Source organism: Geminicoccus flavidas, assembly GCF_009806515.1.
In the GTDB taxonomy this organism is placed as follows: Bacteria; Pseudomonadota; Alphaproteobacteria; order Geminicoccales; family Geminicoccaceae; genus Geminicoccus; species Geminicoccus flavidus.
In genome coordinates this window covers 1-19,371 of record NZ_WUJP01000008.1, presented here as the reverse complement: position 1 = coordinate 19,371, position 19,371 = coordinate 1, and the positions used below count along the sequence as shown (strand labels likewise).

The following is a 19,371-nucleotide window of genomic DNA, read 5'->3' as shown; positions in this document are numbered from 1 at the left end:
AGGCGTCGACCATTGGGCCCGAGCGGGCCAGCCCTCAGCCGGGGGCCCTGCCGCCGAAGCGCTCGAGCGATTGGGCGAGTTCGCGGTGGGTCTTGGCGTACTGCTCCAGCGGGATGTCCTGGACCGCCGCCTCCCAGGCCTGGCGGATGGCGCGCACGCCGGCACCGGGGCCACCGGGGTGGCCAACGATGCCGCCGCCGCCCAGATACATCAGGTCGACGGTACGGCCGGTCCGGCGATAGGTCTCGGGCGCTTGGCCGCCCCACTGGCCGGAGCAGACCACCGGCAGGGCGCGGTCGGCCGGGGAGAGCATAGGCGTGCTGCAGTCCTTGAAGGACTGGACGAAGCTCTCGTCCGGCTCCCAGTATTTTGCGCCAATGCCGTTGACCTGGAACTGGTCGACTCCCAGCAGGCGCCAGATCTTTTGGTAGACGGTGAAGGAGAAGCCCAGCGCCGGGTGGCGGGTCAGGATGTCCCAGCCGTTGCGGTGGGCGTGGAGGACAAGCTCGGTCCGCTTGCGCAGGAAGGCCATGCCGGCCGGGCCGATCGAGACGATGTTGACCACCGCGGCGTTGCCGCCGGCCTTGGCGATCAGGTCGTGGTGGCGGGCCATCTGGTCGGAATCGGCCGAGGACAGGCCGAACGCGTACATGACCTTGCGGCCGGTGCGCTGCTCGCCATCGAGGATCACCGGCATCACCGCCTTCACCCGCGCCTCCAGCGGCGAGTAGCCGGGGTTCATCAGCTTCTCGTCGTCCTTGATGAAGTCGACCCCGGCTTCGACCAGCTCCTTCGCGATCGCGGCGCTGTCCTCAGGCGAGAGCCCCAGGTTCGGCTTGATGATGGTGCCGATCAGCGGCCAGTCCCACACGCCGGTCAGGCGCCGGCTGCCCTCGATGCCGAATTTCGGGCCGGGATGGGCCTGGACGAACTCGGGCGGCAGGTCGAGATCGATTACGCGGATGCCGGTGAGGCCCTTGATGGAGAACACGCCGCCGAGACAGATGGTCAGGAGCGCCGCGATGTCCGTGCCGACCACCGCCAGGGGGAACAGGATGTCGACGTCGGCACGGCGGTAGGGCCCGGGTTCGTTCGTGGGAAAACCCGGCCGGTCCGCGTCCGGCAATCGCCGGATCGCGATCACCCGGGCGGCGCAGCGGGCCTTCAGCTCCGCCGTCTCACCGGGTACTTCGGTGAAGGTGCCGGTCGACTGGTCGCTCGCGATCTTGTTCGCCAGCGCCTCGACCGACCCGGCCGTCTCGATCCGGTAGGTGACTCGGATCCCGTCTGCTGCCTGCCCATCCGCCATGTCATCCTCCGGTTGACGAGAACTGGTATGATCACTATACCGAACTCGTCAAGAGCCGATGCTGTGCTGGACGATGGCCGCCCCACCCCTCCTTTCCTTCTATGGCGACGACCTCACCGGATCCACCGACGCGCTGGAGGCGCTGGGCTCGGCCGGCATCAGGACCGTGCTATTCGTCCGCCCGCCGGACGAGCACGAGCAGGGCCGCTTCGCAGGATTCGACGCGGTGGGGCTGGCAGGCACCAGCCGCAGCCAGAGCCCGGCCTGGATGGACCGGCACCTGCCGCCGGCGTTCCGCTGGCTGCACCGACAAGGGGCAGCCGTCTGCCACTACAAGGTCTGCTCGACCTTCGACAGCTCGCCCTCGATCGGCAGCATCGGCCGGGCCTTGGAGCTCGGTGCCGACTTGTTTGGCCAAGCCTGCACGCCCGTGGTGGTGGGCGTGCCGCAACTGCGCCGCTACACCTTCATGGGCCAGCTCTTCGCCGCCTATCGCGACGAGGTCTACCGGATCGACCGCCACCCGGTGATGAGCCGGCATCCGGTGACCCCCATGGCCGAGGCCGACCTGCGCCGGCACCTGGCAGCGCAGACGGAGCGGTCGCTGGGCCTGGTCGACCTGCCGACCCTGGAGCAGCCGGACGCGGACGCCCGGGTCGACGCGCTGGCCGAACGTGCCGCCGTGCTCCTGTTCGACGTCGCCGACCGGGCGAGCCAGCTTGCGGTGGGCCGGCAGCTGGCCCGCCTGTCCCGGCAGCGCCCCCGCTTCGTAGTCGGCTCGTCCGGCGTGGAATATGCGCTGCTGGCAGCGTGGCGGGAGGCCGGGCTGCTCGAGCCTGCCCCGGCATTCGCGTCCCCCGGGGCCGTCGAGCGGCTGGCCGTGGTGTCGGGGAGCGTCTCGCCCACCACCGAGCGCCAGATCCGCCACGCCGAGGCGCACGGCTTCCGGCTCCTGGCCCGCAGCCCCCAGGAACTGCTGGCCGAAGGCGGGGTCGAGCGTGCGGTCGCAGCGGCGCTGGAGGTGCTGGATGGCGGAAGGAGCGTCATCCTGGCCAGCGCGCTCGGGCCGGAGAGTGCCGCTGCGGTCGACGAGGCCGGCCGGGCGGAGCTCGGGCGCCGGCTCGGCCGGATCCTGGACCGGCTGATCCGGACGGCCGGGCTCGCCCGCGCGGTGGTGGCGGGCGGCGACACGTCCAGCCATGCGCTGGGCGAGCTCGGCGTGCTGGCGCTCACCCTGCGCCTGCCGCAGCCGCGCACGCCGGGCTCGCCCTTGTGCCGCTCGCACCGCCCGGATGGCAGCGACGGGCCGGAACTGGCGTTCAAGGGCGGCCAGATCGGCGGCGACGACTATTTCGTTGGAGTCCGGGACGGCCTAGGCTGAGCCGGCGACAGGCTTCGATCGGGACCATGAACAGCGACCACATCGTCCGACGCAAGCTCTCCGACGAGGTGTTCGACCGCTTGGCCGGCATGATCACCTCCGGCGAGATCGGCACTGGCGAGACCCTACCCTCCGAGCGGGTGCTGATGGAGCGCTTTGGCGTCGGCCGCCCGGCGATCCGCGAGGCCATGCAGGCCCTGGCCAATCTCGGCCTGATTCAGATCAACCATGGCGAGCGGGCCAAGGTGCGCGAGATCACTGCGCGCTCGCTGGTCCGCCAAGTGGACCTGGCCGCCCAGTTCCTGCTCAACGCCTCGCCCACCAATCTCGACCACCTCAAGCAGGCCCGGCGCTTCTTCGAGCGCGGCATGGTGCGCAGTGCCGCCGAGCTGGCCACGCCGGACGACCTGGCCCAGCTGCGCGACGCACTGGCGGCCCAGCGCCAGCAGATCGGCGACGTGCCGGCCTTCATCCGGGCCGACATGCTGTTCCACCGGCAGATCACCCGGATCTCCGGCAACCCGATCTTCGATGCGGTCAGCGAGGCGATGCTGAGCTGGCTGCAGGCGCACCGCACCGACCTCCTGATCTGGCCCGGCAACGAGGAGGTGACCTTGCGCGAGCATGCCGAGATCATCGACCGGATCGCCGCGCACGACGCCGAAGGGGCGGAGGCGGCGATGGTCCGCCATCTGGACCGCTCGGCCGACCTGTACGGACCAAGGCCCAGCACGGGCTAGTCGTCGCGGTCGCAGTGGGACCGAAGCCGTTGCCCTGATCGGGCGGTGCGGCCGGCCGGGCATTGCCCCCGTCGCCCGAGCGTGGTCAGGTCCCTGGCACCTGCGCATTCGAACCCGGAACCTCCTTGTCCGAACTCCTAGGCATCGCGGCGGGCGTGGGCTCGGCCGTGTTCGGCGGCACCGCGATCACCGGCATCCGCTACTTGGCCCCGTCGACCGACCCGTTCACCCTGGCCGCGATCCGGTTCGGCATCGGCGTCCTGGTGCTCTTCCCGATCGCCTGCCTGAAGCTGGAGCGCTGGCCCAGCCTGCGCGACCTGCCGGTAGTGGCGCTGCTGGGCATCCTGTTCTTCGTCCTGTTCCCGGTGATCCTGAACCAGGCCCTGGTATTCACCACGGCCGGCCGGGCGGCGCTGACGCTCGCCACCTTGCCGCTCCTAACCATGGCGGTGGCGGCAATGCTGCGGGTCGAGCGCTTCACGTGGCGCAAGGCCGCAGCGGCGCTGATCGCCCTCGGCGGGGTCGCGATCGCCTTGTGGGGCGGGCTCGCCCAGGCACCGCCCGACTCGTGGCTGGGCGACCTGATGATGCTGGGCGGCACCCTGTTCCTGGCCTGCTACAACATCTGGTCGCGCCGCTTCATCGTCCGCTCCGGCCCCTTGCGCTTCACCTCGCTGGGCATGGCGGTGTCGATGCCGATCCTGTTCCTGATCGCCTGGCTCAACGGCGGCTTGGCGGGGCTGGCGGATTATACCGGGACCCAGGCGCTGGTGGCGCTGTACGTGGGCCTAGTGGGTGGTGCGCTCGCCTACTGGCTCTGGGCCGAGGCGATTGCGCGCACCACCCCTACCCGCGTGGCCATGGCGATCACCACCAATGCCGTGGCGGCCGGAGTGGCGGGCGCGGTCGCGCTGGGCGAGCCGATCGGCTGGTCGCTGCTGCTGGGCGTGGCCGCGGTGGCGGCCGCCCTGGCGCTGGCCACCCGGCCCGACCGGCGGTAGCAGCGGTCACTCGGCTGGCTTGCCGAACATATGCATTATGCTTTATATCCGTCGGACCGCGCGGGCGGCTTCCTTCCTCCTGTCCCCGGCAACGGCCCGGCGTGACGAGCGGTATCCCGCGCCGCCACCTGACCCGAATCTTTGAAGAGCACCATGGCAGAGTTCACTGACTACAAGGTCGCCGACATCGGCCTGGCCGACTGGGGCCTGCGCGAGATCCTGCTGGCTGAGAAGGAGATGCCGGGCCTGATGGCGCTGCGCGCCGAGTATGGCGACAGCCAGCCCCTGAAGGGTGCCCGGATCGCCGGCTCGCTGCACATGACCATCGAGACCGCGGTGCTGATCCGCACCCTGGCCCATCTTGGCGCCACGATCCGCTGGTCGTCCTGCAACATCTTCTCGACCCAGGACCAGGCCGCCGCGGCGATCGCCAAGCAGGGCATCCCGGTGTTCGCCTGGAAGGGTGAGACCGAGGAAGAATACGACTGGTGCCTGCGCCAGACGATCAAGGGTCCGGACGGCTGGACGCCGAACATGATCCTGGATGACGGCGGCGACCTGACGCTGGTCATGCACAACGACTATCCCGAGCTGATGAAGAACGTCCGCGGCATCTCGGAAGAGACCACCACCGGCGTGCACCGGCTCTACGACATGGCCAAGGCCGGCAAGCTGATGGTCCCGGCCATCAACGTGAACGACAGCGTCACCAAGTCGAAGTTCGACAACCTCTATGGCTGCCGCGAGTCGCTGGTGGACGGCATCAAGCGCGCCACCGGCCTGATGATGGCCGGTAAGGTCGCGGTCGTCGCCGGCTTCGGCGATGTCGGCAAGGGCTCGGCGGAAAGCCTGCGCTCGCAGGGTGCGCGGGTGATCGTGACCGAGGTCGACCCGATCTGCGCGCTGCAGGCGGCGATGCAGGGCTACCAGGTCCTGACCATGGACGAGGCGGCGCCCATCGGCGACATCTTCGTCACCGCCACCGGCAACATCGACGTGATCACCATCGACCACATGCGGGCGATGAAGGACTCGGCGGTGGTCTGCAACATCGGCCATTTCGACTCTGAGATCCAGATCGCAGCCCTGCAGAACTACAAGTGGGAAGAGGTCAAGCCGCAGGTCGACGAGGTCGAGTTCCCCGACGGCAAGCGGATCGTGATCCTGGCCAAGGGCCGGCTGGTCAATCTCGGCTGCGCCAAGGGCCACCCGGCCTTCGTGATGTCGGCTTCCTTCACCAACCAGGTGCTGGCCCAGATCGAGCTCTGGCAGAACGCCGAGAAGTACGAGAAGAAGGTCTACACCCTGCCCAAGCACCTGGATGAGAAGGTCGCGCGCCTGCATCTGGAGAAGCTGGGCGTGAAGCTCACCGAGCTGAACGAGCAGCAGGCCGCCTATATCGGCGTGACCCCGCAGGGCCCGTTCAAGCCCGAGCACTACCGGTACTGAGCGAGGGCCGCCTGGCCGCGACCCGGGAGCTGGAGCTGGCTAACCTGGCTGCGACGCATGCGTTCGCGGCCAGGCTCGCCCGGCTGCTGCGCAAGGGCGACCTGGTCGGCCTGTCCGGCGATCTCGGCGCCGGCAAGTCCGAGCTGGCGCGTGCCGCCATCCGGGCGCTGGCCGGTGCCGAGATCGAGGTGCCCTCGCCCACCTTCACCCTGCTTCAGCTCTACGACCTGCCAGGCCTGCTGGTCGGCCATGCCGACCTCTACCGGCTGGGCGATCCGGACGAAGTCGCGACGCTGGGTCTGGACGAGGTGCTACGCGATGGCGCGCTGCTCGTCGAATGGCCGGAGCATGGCGGCGACCGCCTGCCGGGCGACCCGCTGCTGCTGGCCCTCGCCGAGACGGAGCGGCCGGACGCCAGGCGGCTGACGATCACGGCGGGCCCTGGTTGGGCGGGACGGCTGGCGGAGCTCGCTGCATGACCCGCGACGCCGCGCTCGCCGCCTTCCTGGCCGACTCGCCCTGGGCGGGAGCCGCGCGCCTGCCACTTGCCGGCGACGCCTCCTTGCGCCGCTACGAGCGGCTGGAGGGCGGCCCCTCGCCCGCCCTGCTGGTCGACGCCCCGCCGCCCGAGGATACCGCGCTGTTCGTGCGGATGGCGGACTGGCTGCGTAGCCAGGGCCTGCTGGCGCCGAAGATCCATCAGGCGGATGCCGAAGCGGGCTTCCTCCTGGTCGAGGATTTCGGCGATGGCCTGCTCGCCCGACTGTGCACGGACCGGCCAGAGATAGAGGCCAGTCTCTATAATCGGGCAGTGGCCGAGCTCGTGCGCCTCCAGGGAGCACCGGTTCCGGACTTCCTGCCGGCCTATGACGACGCGTTCTTCCTGTTCGAGATCGGCATCTTCGCCGAATGGGCCGCCACCGGCCTGCCCGCACCGGTGCGCGAGGATCTGCTCCAGCGCTGGCAGGGCGTGCTGCCGGCGGCACGGGTCGGCAGGGATGTGGTGGTCCATCGCGACTTCCACGCCCTGAATCTCCTGGCCGTGGGCGAACGTTTCGCCCTGATCGACTTCCAGGGTGCCAGGATTGGCCCGCCCACCTACGACCTGGTCTCGCTCCTGGTCGATGCCCGGCGCGATGTCGCGGAGGGCACGGTGGCGGCCGCCGCCGGACGCTATCTCGACCTCCGACCGGACCTGGATGCCGAGCGTTTCACCGCGGCCTGCGCGATCATGGCAGCGCAGCGCACCACCAAGATCCTCGGCCTGTTCCGGCGCCTGGCGGTGCGCGACGGCAAGACCGCCTACCAGGCGCTGCTGCCACGGGTGCGCACTCAGTTGCAGCAGGCGCTGGACCATCCGGCGCTAGGTCCCATCCGGGACTGGCACACGCAGCACGGTTTCGGTAGCTGAAGGCTCACGATGAGCCTGTGGACGATCCCCTTCACCACGCCCTTCCTGCCGTCCCTGGTCCGGGGCCTGGATCAGATGTTCGGCGACCGGCTGGAGGAGGCGCTGATCCTCCTGCCCTCGCGGCGCGCGGTGCTGGCACTGCGCGAGGAGCTGCGGCCAGACGACGGCTCAACTAGGCTCTGCCCGCGCATCCAGCCGATCGGCGAGATCGAGGAGGATGCGCTCCTGCTCGACCCGGCGAGTGCCCTGGACCTGCCGCCCGCGATCTGCACGATCCGCCGCCGCCTGCTGCTGGCCCGGCTGGTGCGCAGGATAGAGGAGGTGTCGGGCCAGACGCCGAACATGGACCGCTCCCTGCGCCTGGCCGGCGACCTCGCCCGCTTCCTGGATGAGCTGCAGACCGAGGAGGTCGACACTGCCCGACTGGACCAGCTGGTGCCCGAAGAGCTGGCCGAGCACTGGCAGCGCACCCTGACCTTCCTGAAGATCCTGGATCGGGCCTGGCCAGCCGTGCTGGCCGAGGAAGGCCGGGTCGATCCGGCCGAGCGGCGCCGCCTGCTTCTGGAGGCACGCGCGGCGAGCTGGCTCACCCGGCCACCCAGCCACCCGGTGATCGTCGCCGGTGTCACCGGCAGCATCCCGGCCGTCGCCCGCCTGATGGCGGTAGTGGCGAGTCTTCCCGATGGACATCTGGTCCTCCAGGGCCTGGATCCTGCCAGTACCGAGGCGACCAGTCCCACTCATCCGCTGGCCCCGCTGACCATCCTGCTGGAGCGGATCGGCGCCGAGCCGCGCGAGGTGCGTCCCTGGCCGGGTGCCGCAGCGGCGCGGCCGCGCGAGCGGCTGGCCCGGCGGATCGGCGAGGTCGTGCCCGCCGCGGGCGCCGATCTGCCGGAGGAGGTGGTGGACGGACTCACGATCGAGACCTGGCGGGAGCCGGCGGCCGCCTCCGTGTCGGTCGCCCTGCATCTGCGCGAGGCCATGGAGCAGCCCGAGCGCACCGCGGCGCTGGTGACGACCGACCGCAACTTCGCGCGCCGGGTCGCGATCGAGCTTGGCCGCTACGGTATCGTGGTCGACGACAGTGCTGGCACGCCGCTCGATCAGACCCCGCCCGGCAGCCTCCTGCTGCTGGCCGCCCATGCCGCGGTGGCGCATTTCCCGCCGGCCGCCCTCCTGGCCTTGCTCAAGCACCCGCTGAGCCGGGGCGGCCAGGACCAGGGCAATTTTCGCCGGCTAGTGCGGGCGCTCGAGCGCGGCGTGCTGCGCGGTCCCCGTCCGGCCGGCGGGCTGGACGGCGTGCTGGCGATGCTGCGCGAGCCCAGCACCCGCTGGGGGGCACCGGTGGCGCAGGAACGACTGGCGGAGTGGTTCGCCGAGCTGGCCAGGGCGGCCGCACCGTTGGCCGAGCTGCTCGGCAGCGGCGAGCCGGCCCTGCCCGCCGAGATCCTGCGCCGCCACGTCGCCCTGATCCGCTGGCTCACCACCGACGAGGACGGCAGCGACGCCGAGTTCTTCGCCCGCGAGGCCGGGGCGGAGATCGCGGCCTTCCTGCCGCGGCTGGAGCTGGCGCTGGCCGACGAGGCGCCGATGCCGCCCTCGGCCTGGCCGGCCCTTCTGGCCGTGCTGATGGCCGAGATCCCGGTCCGCCCGCGCCGGCCGCGCCACCCGCGCATCGCGATCCGCGGCCGGTTCGAGGCACGTCTGCTGAATGCCGACCGGGTGGTGGTGGCCGGGCTGGACGAGGGAGCTTGGCCCGAGGACAGCGATCCCGGGCCGTGGCTGAACCGGGCGATGCGCCAGACGCTGGGTCTGCCGCCGGTGGACGCCCGCATCGGTATGGCCGGTCATGACCTGCTGGGCCAGTTCGCCGCCGACGAGCTGATCCTGGTGCGCTCTCGGCGCGACCCGGGCGGCAGCCCAACCACGCCATCGCGCTTCCTGGTGCGCCTGGAAGCCGCCCTGCGTGGCCCGGGCCTGCTGGGACGGGTCCAGGCCGACCAGGCGCGCGCGGCCCTGGTGGAGCGGCTAGACGCCAGCCGTCCGGCGACCCGGCGGATCGAGCGGCCCAGGCCCAGGCCCGGCCGCCAGGCCAGGCCCGCCGAGATCTGGGCCACCGAGGTCGAGACCCTGCTGGACGACCCCTATCTCTTCTATGTCCGCAAGATCCTGAACCTGCGCGAGCTGGAGCCGGTGGACGCCCAGGCCGGTGCCGCGGAGCGCGGCGTGGCCGTGCACCAGGCGATGGAGAGCTTCGTGCGCGCCCATCCGGAAGCGCTGCCGGGCGAGCCATTTGCGGTGCTGCAGAAGATGGGTGAGGCGGCATTCGCCCGGTTCACTCACTATCCGCAGGTCCGGGCCCTGTGGTGGCCGCGCTTCCTCCGGGCGGCTGAGCAGGTGCTGGCCGAGGAAGCGGCGCGGCGCTGCCAGGGCATCCAGATCCTAGCCGAGCGGACCGGGAGCTGGCAGGTCCAGCTTCCCGGGCGGCGGGTCGAGCTCAAGGCCAAGGCCGACCGGCTGGAATGCCTGCCGGACGGACGGGTCGCGATCATCGACTACAAGACCGGCGCAATCCCGAGGGCCAGCGAGGTCGCAGGCCTGCGCCGGCCGCAGATCCTGATCGAGGGGCTGATCGCCCGCAACGGCCGGTTCGGCCATCTCCAGCGCTGTGCGCTGGCCGAGCTGGCCTTGTGGAGCCTGGCCGGGCGGGGGGGATTCGCGACTTCGCTCGCGGACGAATTGGACCTGCATCTGGACCGGTTGGAGGAAGCCGTGCTGCGCCTGCTCGCCTGGTATGACGAGCCGGGCAACCCGTACATAGCGGTGGCGAAGGCCGAAATCGCGCGCCGGCAGGACGCCTATGACCACCTGTCCCGGGTGGCGGAATGGACTGCCGAGCCGGAGCGGCTGGACGCGAGTGGGCCTGGCACTTGAGCTGGAAGCTACCGCCCCCGCCCACGCCCGAGCAGCGGGCCGCCGCGGACCCCACCGTGTCCGTCTGGGTGACCGCCAATGCCGGCACCGGCAAGACCCGCGTGCTCGCCGACCGGGTGCTGCGCCTGCTCCTGGCCGGCAGCCCGCCGGACTCGATCCTGGGCCTGACCTTCACCAAGGCGGCCGCCGCCGAGATGATCGAGCGGATCGAGGGACGGCTGGCCGCCTGGTCGGCCGCGGCCGAGGCCGACCTCCTGGCCGACCTTGCGGGCGTGCTCGGCCGCGACCCCACGTCGGAGGAGGTGACGGCAGCGCGCGGCCTGTTCGACAAGGTCCTGGACCTGCCGGCCGGCCTGTCGATCTTCACCATCCACAGCCTGGCCTCCTCCCTGCTCCGGCGCTTCCCGCTGGAGGCCGGCGTGTCACCGCATTTCTCGGTGCTCGACGAGCGTACCGCCGCCGAGCGCCTGGCCGCGGCCAAGGCGGCGCTGTTCGAGGCGGCGGCGCAGCCGGGCACGCCAATGGCCAAGGCCATGAGCGTGTTGGCCGAGCGCTTTGCCGACCAGACCGTGGACGACCTGATCTCCGAGGTCATCGGCATGCGCCGCCAGCTCCTGGACGGGCCGGCCGGTGCGGAGGGCGTCGAGCGGCTGGCCCAGTCCGTGGCCGAAAGCCTGGGGGCCAGACAGAGCTGCCAGGAACTGCTGGCCGAGGTCTGCGCGGACGGCGCATTCGATCCTGCAGCGCTGCGCAACATCCAGGCGGCACTGGCCGGGGGCAGCAAGAACTATCAGGCACGGGCCGCGCGGCTGCAGGCCTGGCTGGAAGCGGCCGATGCCGGCGCCCGCGCGGCCGGCTGGCCCGCCTATGCCAGGGCCTGGACCACCGACAAGGGCGAGCCGATCAAGGACATCGTCACGGCCGCGATGAAGAAGGCCGACGCGGCGCTGGCCGAGACCTGTGCTGCCGAACAGGCCCGCGTGCTGGGTGCGATGGAGCGGCTGGTTGCCGCCGAGTGTGCGGAGGTGACCGGGGCGCTGCTCGCCGCCGGCTTCTTCGCGATCGCCCACGCCGAGCAGCAGAAAGCATTCGAGGGTGAGCTCGACTATGACGACCTGATCGCACTGGCCGGCCGGCTGCTCGCCGACCCGTCGGTGCGCGACTGGGTGCTCTACAAGCTGGACGCCCGGATCGATCATGTCCTGGTCGACGAGGCGCAGGACACCAGCCCGGCGCAGTGGGCGATCATCGAGCGGCTGGTCGAAGACTTCTACACCGGCGAGGGGGCCGGCAACCGGCACCGCACCCTGTTCGTGGTGGGCGACGAGAAGCAGTCGATCTACGGCTTCCAGGGTGCCGACCTCGCATCGCTCCAGGAAGTGCGCGCCGGGCTCGAGGCCAAGGCCGCGGGTGCTGGCCGGCCGATTCGGACCGTGGTGCTGGACACGTCCTTCCGCTCGACCGAGGCGGTGTTGGAGCTGGTCGACCAGGTGTTCGCCACCGAGGACGCCCGGCCGGGCGTGCTGGCAGACGGTGCGGTGCTCCGCCACGCCACCGCACGCCGGGGCGCGCCCGGCTTGGTCGGGATCTGGCCCCTGGTGCCTGGTGACGACAAGACGAGCTACGACCCCTGGCAGCCGGACCGGCGGCCGGACTTGGTCGAGACCGGGCAGCAGAAGGTCGCAGCCGCGATCGCCAACTTTATCGAGGACGCGATCACCCGGCGCGAGCCCCTGGACTCGTCGGGCCAGCAGCTGCGCGCCCAGGACTTCCTCGTGCTGGTGCGCAAGCGCGGCCGCATCCAGGACCTGGTGATCCGTGCGCTGAAGCGGCGCGGCATCCCGGTGGCGGGTGCGGATCGCTTCACCCTGGTCGAGCATCTGGCGGTGCGCGACCTCCTGGCCCTGGGTGCCGTGCTGGTGCTGCCGGAGGACGACCTGTCGCTGGCCTGCGTGCTCAAGAGCCCGCTGCTCGAGCTGGGCGAGGACGAGCTGTTCCTGCTGGCTCATGACCGCGGCCAGACCAGCCTGATGGAGCGGCTGCGCGCGTTCGCCGAGACCTCGCCCCAACTGGCCCAGGCCTATGAGCGGTTGAGCGAGTGGATCCGCCGCGCGGACTTCATGCCGCCCTACGAGCTGTTCTGCCATGTCCTGGGCACGGGCGGGGCCCGCCAGCGCTTCGTCGAGCGGATGGGCCGCGAGGTGGTCGAGCCGCTGGAGGCCTTTCTCGGCCAGTGCCTGGAGTACGAGCGCGGCCATCCGGCCTCCCTGTCCGGCTTCCTCCACTGGCTGTCCGCCTCGGATGCCCAGCTCAAGCGCGACCCGGAGAGTGCCCGCGACGAGGTGCGGGTGCTCACCGTGCACGGCTCCAAGGGCCTGGAAGCGCCGGTCGTGATCCTGGCCGATGCTGGGCCGGGCCAGTGCGGGCGGCAGGGCAGCCTGATCCGGGACGCGTCCAGCGGCCTGGTGTTCCTGCGCGGCAGCAAGGGCAGCCGCCCGCCTCTGGTCGAGAAGCTGGTCCAGGACCAGGACCGCCGCGAGGCCGAAGAGGCGCGCCGGCTGCTCTATGTAGCGCTCACCCGGGCACGCGACCGGCTCTACCTGGCCGGCTGGGGCGAGCCCTCGGACAAGGCCGAGCCTTGCTGGCATGTGCGCGTCTGCAGCGCGCTGGAGGCTGCAGGCGGCTGCGAGCGCCGGGTTGATGCCGCGAGCGCCCTCCTCGGCGGCGAAGTGCTGCTGCGCCGCCTCGGCGGGGACATGGCGGCACCGGGCGGGCCTGTGGCCAGCGCACCGGCCCGCGCGGAGGCGGCCGAGCCCGCCTGGCTGCGTGCGGCCCCGCCCGAGGAGCCGGCCGCGGTACGCAGCCTCGCCCCCTCGCGCGCGGGCGGCGACGATCCGCCGGCCACGGGGGCCGGACCGGAGGCACGCGCCTTCGGCCTCCATGCCCATCGCCTGCTCCAGTTCTTGCCGGAACTGCCCGCGTCGGACCGCCCGGCCGCGGCCGAACGCTATGCCGGCCGCTTTGCCAGCGAGCTGGCACCGGAGCTGCGCCAGCGCCTGACGGCCCAGGTGCTGGCGGTGCTGGGTCATCCCCAGCTGCGTCCCTTGTTCGCGCCGGGATCGCGCGCCGAGCAGGCGATCACCGGCACGCTCAGCGGCATACCGGTGAGCGGCCAGATCGACCGGATCGCGATCGGTCCGGATGCAATCCATCTGGTCGACTTCAAGACCGCGCGTGCCGCCCCGGCCAGCGCGGACGTGGCACCCGTGGCCTATCTGCGCCAGCTGGCAGCCTACGCGGCACTGCTGGAGCAGCGCTTCCCGGACCGGCCGGTCCGGGCGGCCCTGGTCTGGACCGACACGCTCACCGTGATGCCGTTGCCGGCCGAGCTGCTGCGCCGGCACGTTCCGGTCGGCACGGGCGCAGGCCGCTCATGAGGGTCGGCCGAACTTGACGCGGTGCCTGCTCGATACCTACTTCAGGCACAAGGACACGGCCCCCGTCGGGTCGTGATCGCGAAGGCAGTCGATCATGGGTGTAGCAAAGACGACCGACGTCGCCTTCGACACGGATGTGTTGAAGGCGCAAAAGCCGGTCCTGGTCGATTTCTGGGCGGAGTGGTGCGGGCCCTGCCGCATGATCGCCCCGCACCTGGAGGACCTGCAGAACGAGCTGGGCGACAAGATCCAGGTCGTGAAGGTCAACATCGACGAGAACCCGCTCACCCCCACCAAGTATGGCGTGCGCGGCATCCCGACCCTGATGATCTTCAAGAATGGCGAGCTGGCCTCGACCAAGGTCGGCGCTATGCCGAAGTCGAAGCTGGTCGAGTGGGTGCAGGACAGCATCTAACCGGCTTGGCGAGCGCACCTTTTCCCGACTAGGTGGAAGGACGCGCGTCCGCCGGATCTTCGCTATTCGAAGACACGGCCGGCGCCGGGCAACCGACGCCGGCCGTTCCATCATGCACCCGCTCGTTCAGGCCTTCTTCGACGAACATCCGCTGGTCGAGCATGCCGACCTGCTGCTGCCGGACCTGGTGGGGATCCCGCGCGGCAAGCGGATCCCGAAGGTCGACGTGATTTCCGCCCTTTCCGGCGGCTCGATCTTCACCAGCTCGCTCTACAGCCTGGACACGACCGGCACGAACGTCGACCGCTCGGGCCTCGTCTGGGAGGAGGGCGATGCCGACCGGCCGCTCTACCTGGAGCCGCGCACCCTGGCCCCGGTGCCATGGCGGCCAGCCTCCTGCCAGGTGCTGGGCGAGCTGCGCGACCACGATGGCGGCCCGTTCCCCTACAGCCCGCGGACCGTACTGGCCAAGGTGGCGGCGCGCTTCGCCGAGCTGGGCCTCACTCCGTGTGCCGCCCTGGAGTTCGAGTTCTACCTGGTCGAGAAGTCGCCCGATCGCCACGGCTTCCCGATCCTGCCTCATCTGGAGCGCTTTGGCCGCCATGCCCGCGAGGGTGAGGTCTGGACCCATGAGACGCTCGACGATTTTGGCCCGTTCTTCGAGCGGGTCGAGCAGTGGTGCGACCTGCAGGCGCTGCCCTACAAGGGCGTGGTCTCAGAATACGCGCCCGGCCAGTTCGAGGTGAATCTCGGCCACGGCACCGACATGGTCGAGGTCGCCGACCAGGGCATCATGTTCAAGCGGCTGATCAAGGCCGCCGCCCTGGATACCGGCCATCGCGCCACCTTCATGGCCAAGCCCTTCCCCGAGACCGCCGGCTCCGGCTTCCACGTCCATGTCAGCCTGCTCGACCGGGACGGCCGCAACGTCTTCAGCGAGACCGCGGACGGCGAGGGGACGCTCAAGCGCTGTGTGGCCGGGATGCAGCGGCTGCTGAGCCCGTCCATGCTGGCGCTCGCACCCAACGCCAACAGCTATCGGCGCTTCCGCCTGCTATCCTACGCGCCCACCGCGCCCACCTGGGGCTGGAACAACCGGACGGTCGCCTTCCGCATCCCGGCAGGCTCGCCCAGGGCCCGGCGCATCGAGCACCGGGTCGCCGGCGCCGACGCCAATCCCTATCTGGTCCTGGCCGCAGTCCTGTCCGGCATGCTGGACGGGCTCCTGAAGGGCGGCGATCCGGGCCAGCCGATCACGGGCAACGCCTACGAGCAGGTCCCGGTGGCAATCCCGGTCACCTGGGAGGACGCGGTCGAGGCGTTCGAGCAGCCCTCGCCGCTCCACGACTATTTCGGCGCCGAGTTCTGCCGGGTCTATGCCACCTGCCGCGACGTCGAGCGCGAGCGCTTCATCATGCGCATCACACCGACCGAGTACGAGTGGTACCTGTCGATGGTGTAGACCTTCGCGCCACGGCAGCGCGCAGGTTTTCCATAAATAATGGGCGCGGCGCGTTGCAGTGCCGGCACAGCCGACACTTCGGTGATGTCGCTGTCTCCTCCTATTCCGTGGTCATTGATCCGGCCGCGGAGGCAAGTTGACGGCGACATTCACGGGCACGTCTCGCGGCGAAACGGGCAAGGACACGCTCTGGGCGAAGACGGCGACGACAAACTCTACGGCCGGACCGACGATGCTGACGAACTGGTCGAGGTGGTGGAGCTCAGCCTGGACGCCATCACCCGCGGGTCGATGATCATCGACGCCTGTGGCCCCAGCCGCTTCGACTTCTTCCATGGCGGCAGCCTGACCCTGTTCGGCGTCACCAGGCTCGCGCCCGGCGACTTCGCCGAAGCCTGAGCGACTGCGCCCTCACCTGTTCGCCGCCTGCGCCTCCTCGCGGATCTTCGTTAGCGAGCGCACCGGGGTGATCGCCTCCGGGTCCTGGATGAGGTGCAGGAGGGCCGGTCCGCCGGCCGCCAGCGCCGCGTCCAGGGCCCGGGCGAACTCGGCGGTGGCGCGCACCGTGGCGCCATGGGCGCCCATGGCGCGCGCCATGGCGGCGAAGTCGGGGTTCTTCAGGGCGGTGCCGGACACGCGGCCCGGATGCTCGCGCTCCTGGTGCATCCGGATCGTGCCGTACATGCCGTTGTCGACCACGATCACCAGGAGCTTCGCTTCCGCCTGCACGGCGGTGGCGAACTCCTGGCAGGTCATCATGAAGTCGCCATCGCCCGCGAATGCCACTACGGGCCGGGACGGTGCCGCGACCGCGGCGCCGAGTGCCGCCGGCAGGCCGTAGCCCATCGAGCCCGAGGTCGGGGCGAGCTGACTGCCGGGCTGGCGGTAGCGCCAGAAGCGATGCACCCAGGTCGCGAAGTTGCCGGCCCCGTTGCACACCACCGCGTCGGCCGGCAGCCGTTCCTGCAGCTGGCGGACCACCTCGGCCATGTTCAGAGCACCGGGCGAATCGACCCGTTCGGAGAAGGCCAGGTAGCGGGCGTGCAGCGTCTCCGCCTCCGCCGCCCAGGGCCGCTTGGTCACCGCGGTGTGGCCCGCCAAAGCGATGGCGGTGGCGGACAGGTCGGCTGCGATCGCCAGGTCCGGCTGGTAGACCCGGCCGATCTCGTGCGGGTCCGAGTGGATCTGCACGAAGGTCCTGCCGATCCGCGGCGGGCTCAGGAGCGTGTAGCCGGCGGTCGCGGTTTCGGAGAGACGCGAGCCGAACGCGATCAGGAGGTCGGCTTCCTTCACCCGCTGGGCGAGCTGCGGGTCGGGGCCCAGGCCGACCATGCCGGCCCAGCAGCGATGGAGATTGTCGAACAGCGACTGCCGGCGAAAGCCGCAGGCGACCGGCAGGTCGTTGGCGTCGATCCAGCGCTCCAGGGCGGTACGGCCGGCCGAGTCCCAGGTGGAACCACCCAGGATCACCATCGGCCGCTCTGCTCTCGCCAGCAGCTCGTGCAGGCGGTCGATCGCGGTCGGGTCCGGCCAGGCCATCGTCGGCTCGGCGGCGATCCCGTCTGCGACCTCGACCCGGTCGGTCAGCATGTCCTCGGGCAGCACCAGTACGACCGGGCCCGGCCGGCCGGACATGGCCGTGCGAAAGGCGCGGTGCACATGCTCCGGCAGGCGCGCCGCATCGTCGATCTCCAGCACCAGCTTGGCCATTCCGCCGAACAGCAGGCGGTAGTCGACCTCCTGGAAGGCGTCGCGATAGCGGGCGGCGCGCTCGATCTGGCCCACCAGCAGTACCATGGGCGTGCTGTCCTGCTGGGCGACATGGACGCCCGAGGCGGCGTTGGTGGCGCCAGGGGCCCGGGTGACGAAGCACACGCCCGGCTGGCCGGTCAGCTTGCCGTAGGCCTCAGCCGCCATGGCCGCCCCGCCTTCCTGGCGGCAAGTCACGAAGCGGATCGGGCTGTCCACCAGGGCGTCCAGGGCTTCCAGATAGCTCTCGCCCGGCACGCCGAAGATCGTCCGCACGCCCTGGATCGCCAGCTGGTCGATCAGGATCCGCCCGCCGCTGCGTGACGCCATTGCTCCGGCTCCCTTGCTGCCCTGACGGTCCAGTGACGCCCGGACGGCTCGGACGCAAGCCCCCCGTGCAGGCCGGGCGGGACCCTGCTAAGCCTCCGGCAGAGCCCGGAGGACCAGCATCTTGCCGCAACGCACCGCCCTGCCGGAGCCGCGACCGTGAGCGCGGTTCCGGGACCGAGCAACACGATCTGCGATGTCCCCGGCATCCGGGTCGGCAATGCCCAGGACTTCCGAGTGCGCAGCGGGGTGACGGTCGTCCTGCCCGAGCGGCCGGCGATGGGCGGCGTGGACGTGCGTGGCGGTGCGCCCGGCACCTGCGAGATCGAGCTCCTGGACCCGGCCAACAGCGTGACCGAGGTCCATGCGCTGGTGCTTTCCGGCGGCTCCGCCTTCGGCCTGGACGCAGCCGGTGCGGTGCGCAACCGGCTGGCGGCGCGCGAGGTCGGCCTGCGGGTCGCCGGCGCCATCGTGCCGATCGTGCCGGCGGCGATCCTGTTCGATCTGACCAATGGCGGCGACAAGGCCTGGGGCGAGACGCCGCCCTATCGAGCCCTGGCGCTGCGCGCGCTGGCCGCGGTCGATGCGCCCCTGGAGCTGGGCTCGGTGGGTGCCGGGGCGGGTGCCCGTGCCGGTTCGGTCGCGGGCGGCCTCGGCAGCGCCTCGGCGGTCTGCCCGATCACCGGCTGCACAGTCGCCGCCCTGATCGCGGTCAACGCGATCGGCGAGCCGGGCTTTCCCGACGGGCGCACCCTGTTCGCCTGGCATCTGGAGCAGGCCGGCGAGATGGGCGGCCAGCGCCCGCCATCCGGGCCGATCGATCTCGAGCTGCGCACCAAGCAGAGCCCGGCGCTCGGCGCCAACACCACGATCGGCGTAGTCGCCACCGATGCGCCGCTGACCAAGGCCGAGGCCAGGCGGATGGCGATCATGGCGCAGGACGGGCTTGCCGTTTCGCTTCGGCCGATCCACACGCCCTTCGACGGGGATACGATCTTCGCGCTGGCGACCGGGCGGCGGGACCTTGCGGTGACACCGGAGGTGCTGATGCGGCTGGGTGCGCTCGCCGCAGACTGCACCGCTCGTGCCGTGGCGCGCGGCGTGCTCGCGGCACGGTCGCTCGGCACGGTCCCGTCCTGGCGGGAGCGCGCGCATGGGGGGAACGGATGAGGCTGGCTCGGCTCCTGGCAACTTCGCTGCTGATGACAGCACTGGCGGATGCGGCCGTCGCGAAGGACACGGTGACGCTCGGGCAGGTGCTGGAGCCGCCCCATCTCGATCCCACCGCCGGTGCCGCGGCGGCAATCGACGAGATCGTTTATGCCAATGTGTTCGAGGGCCTGACCCGCATCGCCGCGGATGGCAGCGTGCAGCCGCAGCTCGCCACCTCCTGGGAGGTCTCGCCGGACGGGCTGTCCTGGACCTTCCACCTGAAGCAGGGCGTCACCTTCCATGACGGCACGGCGTTCGACAGCGCTGATGTGAAGTTCTCGATCGAGCGGGCGCTGGCAGAGGACAGCGTGAACGCCCAGAAGGGCCTGTTCGAGCCGATCGCGGCGGTCGAGACACCGGACCCGGCCACCGTGGTGATCCGGCTGAAGCGGCCGTCCGGCCTCCTGCCCTGGAACCTCGCCTGGGGCGACGCGGTGATCGTGGCGCCGGAGAGTGCCGAGACCAACGGGACCCGGCCAGTTGGCACCGGGCCGTTCGAGTTCACCGAGTGGCGCCAGGGCGACCGGCTGGTGCTGAGCCGCCG

At 70.9% G+C, this 19,371-nt stretch carries 15 protein-coding genes; 13 read left to right on the top strand and 2 right to left on the bottom strand.

Annotated features, from left to right (window positions below; genetic code table 11):
• Window positions 1–34 precede the first annotated feature (34 nt).
• Window positions 35–1,309: a 3-oxo-isoapionate-4-phosphate decarboxylase OiaX gene (gene oiaX, locus EQG76_RS00235; protein ID WP_159709526.1), complete on the bottom strand. Its 1,275-nt coding sequence runs from the start codon at window positions 1,307–1,309 to the stop codon at window positions 35–37.
• Between the two features lie 73 nt (window positions 1,310–1,382).
• Here oiaX and EQG76_RS00230 point away from each other — a divergent pair, with 73 nt between their 5' ends.
• The 11 genes from EQG76_RS00230 to EQG76_RS00180 all read left to right on the top strand — a co-directional run bounded on the left by EQG76_RS00230 (window position 1,383) and on the right by EQG76_RS00180 (window position 15,938).
• Window positions 1,383–2,690 (top strand): four-carbon acid sugar kinase family protein, encoded by a 1,308-nt coding sequence (locus EQG76_RS00230; RefSeq protein WP_159709524.1) that lies wholly within the window; start codon window positions 1,383–1,385, stop codon window positions 2,688–2,690.
• Window positions 2,691–2,716: 26 nt separating this feature from the next.
• Window positions 2,717–3,430 (top strand): transcriptional regulator NanR, encoded by a 714-nt coding sequence (locus EQG76_RS00225; RefSeq protein ID WP_159709522.1) that lies wholly within the window; start codon window positions 2,717–2,719, stop codon window positions 3,428–3,430.
• 125 nt (window positions 3,431–3,555) lie between these two features.
• Window positions 3,556–4,431 carry a DMT family transporter gene (locus EQG76_RS00220; RefSeq protein ID WP_159709520.1) on the top strand — a complete coding sequence of 292 codons (876 nt, stop codon included), beginning with the start codon at window positions 3,556–3,558 and terminating at the stop codon, window positions 4,429–4,431.
• Window positions 4,432–4,584: 153 nt separating this feature from the next.
• On the top strand, window positions 4,585–5,880 hold the full coding sequence (gene ahcY / locus EQG76_RS00215; protein ID WP_159709518.1) for an adenosylhomocysteinase: 1,296 nt from the start codon (window positions 4,585–4,587) through the stop codon (window positions 5,878–5,880).
• Window positions 5,877–6,359, top strand: coding sequence for a tRNA (adenosine(37)-N6)-threonylcarbamoyltransferase complex ATPase subunit type 1 TsaE (gene tsaE / locus EQG76_RS00210; RefSeq protein WP_321573419.1), 483 nt, complete (start codon window positions 5,877–5,879; stop codon window positions 6,357–6,359). Before ahcY ends, tsaE begins: the two co-directional genes overlap by 4 nt.
• Complete coding sequence (locus EQG76_RS00205) at window positions 6,356–7,291, top strand: aminoglycoside phosphotransferase family protein (RefSeq protein ID WP_159709516.1); 936 nt, start codon at window positions 6,356–6,358, stop codon at window positions 7,289–7,291. The genes tsaE and EQG76_RS00205 overlap by 4 nt, the downstream gene beginning before the upstream one ends.
• Window positions 7,292–7,300: 9 nt before the next feature.
• Window positions 7,301–10,225 carry a double-strand break repair protein AddB gene (gene addB, locus EQG76_RS00200; RefSeq protein WP_159709514.1) on the top strand — a complete coding sequence of 975 codons (2,925 nt, stop codon included), beginning with the start codon at window positions 7,301–7,303 and terminating at the stop codon, window positions 10,223–10,225.
• Window positions 10,222–13,662 carry a double-strand break repair helicase AddA gene (gene addA, locus EQG76_RS00195; RefSeq protein ID WP_159709512.1) on the top strand — a complete coding sequence of 1,147 codons (3,441 nt, stop codon included), beginning with the start codon at window positions 10,222–10,224 and terminating at the stop codon, window positions 13,660–13,662. The genes addB and addA overlap by 4 nt, the downstream gene beginning before the upstream one ends.
• Before the next feature lie 94 nt (window positions 13,663–13,756).
• Window positions 13,757–14,077 (top strand): thioredoxin TrxA, encoded by a 321-nt coding sequence (gene trxA, locus EQG76_RS00190; RefSeq protein WP_159709510.1) that lies wholly within the window; start codon window positions 13,757–13,759, stop codon window positions 14,075–14,077.
• A 112-nt stretch (window positions 14,078–14,189) separates the two neighbouring features.
• Window positions 14,190–15,539 (top strand): glutamine synthetase family protein, encoded by a 1,350-nt coding sequence (locus EQG76_RS00185; protein ID WP_159709508.1) that lies wholly within the window; start codon window positions 14,190–14,192, stop codon window positions 15,537–15,539.
• A gap of 81 nt (window positions 15,540–15,620) precedes the next feature.
• Window positions 15,621–15,938, top strand: a complete 318-nt coding sequence (locus EQG76_RS00180) for a hypothetical protein (protein ID WP_159709507.1) — start codon at window positions 15,621–15,623, stop codon at window positions 15,936–15,938.
• Window positions 15,939–15,950: 12 nt separating this feature from the next.
• Here the strand turns inward: EQG76_RS00180 and EQG76_RS00175 are convergent, their stop codons facing one another.
• Complete coding sequence (locus tag EQG76_RS00175) at window positions 15,951–17,618, bottom strand: thiamine pyrophosphate-dependent enzyme (protein ID WP_159709505.1); 1,668 nt, start codon at window positions 17,616–17,618, stop codon at window positions 15,951–15,953.
• A 156-nt stretch (window positions 17,619–17,774) separates the two neighbouring features.
• On the opposite strand from EQG76_RS00175, the gene EQG76_RS00170 reads away from it, so the two are divergent.
• Together EQG76_RS00170 and EQG76_RS00165 are read left to right on the top strand one after the other, a co-directional pair.
• Complete coding sequence (locus EQG76_RS00170) at window positions 17,775–18,785, top strand: P1 family peptidase (protein ID WP_159709503.1); 1,011 nt, start codon at window positions 17,775–17,777, stop codon at window positions 18,783–18,785.
• Window positions 18,782–19,371 (top strand): ABC transporter substrate-binding protein (locus EQG76_RS00165; protein WP_235031129.1); only part of this gene is annotated, 590 nt, incomplete at its 3' end. The genes EQG76_RS00170 and EQG76_RS00165, both read left to right, overlap by 4 nt.